This window comes from Thiobacillus sp. (assembly GCF_024708915.1).
The window spans coordinates 1-3,142 of record NZ_JANJXQ010000247.1; the positions used below are offsets into that span (position 1 = coordinate 1).

The 3,142-nt window shown below is 63.9% G+C and carries 6 protein-coding genes; all 6 read left to right on the plus strand.

What is annotated here, in order from left to right:
• Nucleotides 1-504: molybdopterin-binding protein (locus Q0L94_RS16850; RefSeq protein WP_296755590.1), on the plus strand; the 504-nt coding region annotated here is incomplete at its 5' end.
• On the plus strand, nucleotides 501-752 hold the full coding sequence (gene moaD, locus Q0L94_RS16855; RefSeq protein ID WP_296755591.1) for a molybdopterin converting factor subunit 1: 252 nt from the start codon (nucleotides 501-503) through the stop codon (nucleotides 750-752). The genes Q0L94_RS16850 and moaD, both read left to right, overlap by 4 nt.
• Nucleotides 753-756: 4 nt before the next feature.
• The gene (moaE, locus tag Q0L94_RS16860) at nucleotides 757-1,212 is read left to right on the plus strand and encodes a molybdopterin synthase catalytic subunit MoaE (RefSeq protein ID WP_296755594.1); all 456 of its coding nucleotides are present in this window, start codon (nucleotides 757-759) and stop codon (nucleotides 1,210-1,212) included.
• A gap of 336 nt (nucleotides 1,213-1,548) precedes the next feature.
• Nucleotides 1,549-1,989 carry a MarR family transcriptional regulator gene (locus tag Q0L94_RS16865; RefSeq protein ID WP_296755596.1) on the plus strand — a complete coding sequence of 147 codons (441 nt, stop codon included), beginning with the start codon at nucleotides 1,549-1,551 and terminating at the stop codon, nucleotides 1,987-1,989.
• A complete protein-coding gene (locus tag Q0L94_RS16870) occupies nucleotides 1,986-2,534 on the plus strand; it encodes a cytochrome b (RefSeq protein ID WP_296755630.1) in 549 nt (182 codons plus the stop codon). Before Q0L94_RS16865 ends, Q0L94_RS16870 begins: the two co-directional genes overlap by 4 nt.
• A complete protein-coding gene (locus Q0L94_RS16875) occupies nucleotides 2,531-3,100 on the plus strand; it encodes a YceI family protein (RefSeq protein WP_296755633.1) in 570 nt (189 codons plus the stop codon). The genes Q0L94_RS16870 and Q0L94_RS16875 overlap by 4 nt, the downstream gene beginning before the upstream one ends.
• Nucleotides 3,101-3,142 lie beyond the last annotated feature (42 nt).

A 3,142-nucleotide genomic window follows, 5' to 3' on the forward strand; every position in this document is an offset into this window, starting at 1 on the left:
CTGGCCGGCGCCGCCAGCGTTGCCGACGTCGTCATCACCAGCGGCGGGGTCTCGGTGGGCGAGGCCGATTTCGTGAAAGCCGCAGTCGAGAAACTCGGCCGGGTCGAGATGTGGAAAGTGGCGATGAAGCCCGGCAAGCCGATCGTCTACGGGCGGGTGAACGACGCCGATTTCATCGGCCTGCCCGGCAATCCGGTGTCGGCCTTCGTCACCTTCTGCCTGTTCGTGCGGCCGTTTCTGCTCAAGCGCATGGGCGCGGCAGACGTGCTGTACCGCGCGTTCGCCGTGCCGGCGGATTTCGCCTGGAGCAAGCCGGGCGAGCGGCGCGAATTCCTGCGCGTGCAGCTTCAGCCGAACGGCAAGCTGGCGCTGTTCCCGAACCAGGGCTCGGGGGTGCTGACCTCGTGCACCTGGGCCGATGGGCTGGTCGACCTTGCCATCGGCCAGACCGTGCAGCCGGGCGACTGGGTGCGCTTCATTCCTTTTTCGGAGTTGCTGACATGAAACTGCGTGTACTGTATTTCGCCCGCCTGCGCGAGCGCTTCGGCGTGGCCGAGGAAGCCATGGATTTCAGCGGTGCCACAGCGGCCGATCTGGTGGTGCACCTGCAGTCGCGCGGCGACGTGTGGGCGGAGGAACTGGCGGCGGGCAGGGCGTTCCGGGTGGCGGTCAACCAGAACTTGGTCGCGCTCGATGCGCGCTTGCCGGAACACGCCGAAGTCGCGATTTTCCCGCCGGTGACCGGAGGCTAGTGGCGTGAAGATTGTTATCCAGCGCGAGACTTTCGACCTCGGCGCCGAAGTTGACGCGATGAGCCGCGGCCGCACCGATATCGGCGCCATCGCCAGTTTCGTCGGCCTGGCGCGCGACCGCAACGAGGGTAGCGGCGTGCAGGCGATGACGCTGGAGCACTATCCGGGCATGACCGAGAAGACGCTGGCAGCCCTGGTCGACGAGGCGAAGTCGCGCTGGACGCTGCTCGACGTGACGGTGATCCACCGCATCGGCCGCCTGCTGCCGGGCGATCCCATCGTGCTGGTGGCGGTGGCCAGCCAGCACCGTGGCGAAGCCTTCGCCGCCTGCGAATTCATCATGGATTATCTGAAAACGCAGGCGCCGTTCTGGAAGAAGGAAGATACCCCCGAAGGCGAGCGCTGGGTGGATGCGCGCGCCAGTGACGATGCGGCTGTGGCGCGCTGGAACACGCCCTGAGTCATTGTTCTGCGCCGGGCCAGCCAGTAAGAGCAGGCCGGCGCATCTCCTCTGCGCCATGGATGGCGCCCTTTCAAGCCCCCGATATTCCATTCCCGTACGCGCTCGGCAGCAGGCAGTGCACCGTTCGTCCACCGCATGCGGGCCGGGTCGCCACCGCATACAGCATGGGCGACGGAGGGGAAGAGCGGTCGCATTCATGGCGTCGGTCGGATTGCAAGGCTGACGATGTGGCCGGTTTCGATCCGGCAGCGCGGGATCGGATTTCATAAAAAGCTTGACATTGGTTCTAATTAGAACTAAATTTGGTTCTAGTTAGAACTAAATGGGCGTCAGATGAAACCGCAAGCCGAATACATGCCGACCGTGCAAGCCCTGGTGCAGTGCTATCAGGCATTCGAAGCGTATTCCGCCGCGGACATCCGCGCGCAGGGCCTGACGCCGCCGCAGTTCGACATCGTCGCCACGCTCGGCAACACCGCCGGGATGACCGCCACCGAGCTCGGCGAAAAAACCCTCATCACCAAGGGCACGCTCACCGGCGTGGTTGACCGCCTGGTCGATCATGGCTGGGTGGAGCGCGTTGCGCACGACAGCGACCGCCGCTGCCAGATCATTCGTCTGACCCCGGCGGGGGAAACCTTGTTCGCCAGGATCTTTCCGGCGCACATGGCGCATCTGGGGGCGTGTTTTGCCGGAACGAGCGCGGCCGAACACAAGCGTGTACAAACCGCCTTGCGTGTACTGAAACAGGCTTTCAGCAAGGAGGCGACATGACCGCCGGAATGCGTTATTCGACCCCGGCCATCGTCCTGCACTGGCTGGTGGCACTGCTGATTTTTGTGGCGTTTCCACTTGGCGTGTACATGCACGAACTGCCGCTGTCGCCCGGCAAGCTCAAGCTCTACAGCTATCACAAATGGATCGGTATCACGCTGTTGATGCTGGTGGCGTTGCGCGTGACGTGGCGGCTGACGCATACGCCGCCGCCCTTGCCGAGCGACATGGCTGCCTGGCAGCGCCGGGCAAGTCAGGCTGTGCATGGCCTGCTGTACGTATTGATGATCGCGATTCCGCTGTCGGGCTGGTTGATGAGTTCGGCCAAAGGCTTTCAGACCGTATGGTTCGGCGTGCTGCCGCTGCCCGATCTGGTCGAAAAGAATCGCGAGCTGGGCGACCTGCTCGCCGGGGTGCACCAAGCCCTGAACTTCACCTTGCTGGCCCTGGTCATCATGCACGTGGGCGCGGCCCTGCAGCACCATTTCATCGAACGCCGGCCTTTCCTGCAGCGCATGGGCTGGAATAAACAGGAGTGCACATGAAACGCATCTGGACGAATCCAGCCTTGTTCACGTTGCTTGCGGCGCTCGTCGCGCCGGCGGCGCATGCGGTGGAATACCATACGGTCTTGCCGAAGCAGAGCAGCATCGGCTTCGAATTCCGCCAGATGGGCGTGCCGGTGCAGGGCGGCTTCAAGCGCTTCGCGGCGCTGATGGCTTTCGATCCGGCCAGGCCCGAAGCCGCCAGCGCGAAGATCGAAATCGACCTGGCCAGCATCGACGCCGGTTCGCCCGAGGCCGACGACGAATCCGCCGGCAAGCTGTGGTTCAACCGCAGCGCCTATCCGAAAGCGACTTTCGTCTCCAGCCAGATTCGCCCGCTGGGCGGCAACCGTTACGAAATGCGCGGCACGCTCACGCTCAAGGGCAGAAGCCGCGAGCTGGCCGTGCCGGTGACGTTCGTGCCAGGCAAGGCGGCCGCCACGTTCGACGGCACGTTCGTTCTCAAGCGCCTGGACTTCGGCATCGGCGAAGGCATGTGGGCCGACGTCGCCACTGTCGCCAACGAAGTCAAGGTGAAATTCCGCATTGCCGCCACCGGCAACTAACCCGTTGTTCATTCTTCCCAAGGAGCTTTGCATGAAACGTCT

Coding starts and splice junctions, on each gene's coding strand:
- Q0L94_RS16870 (WP_296755630.1), top strand. CDS start 1,986: ATGACCGCCGGAATGCGTTATTCGACCCCGGCCATCGTCCTGCACTGG.
- Q0L94_RS16875 (WP_296755633.1), top strand. CDS start 2,531: ATGAAACGCATCTGGACGAATCCAGCCTTGTTCACGTTGCTTGCGGCG.
- Q0L94_RS16865 (WP_296755596.1), top strand. CDS start 1,549: ATGAAACCGCAAGCCGAATACATGCCGACCGTGCAAGCCCTGGTGCAG.
- moaD (WP_296755591.1), top strand. CDS start 501: ATGAAACTGCGTGTACTGTATTTCGCCCGCCTGCGCGAGCGCTTCGGC.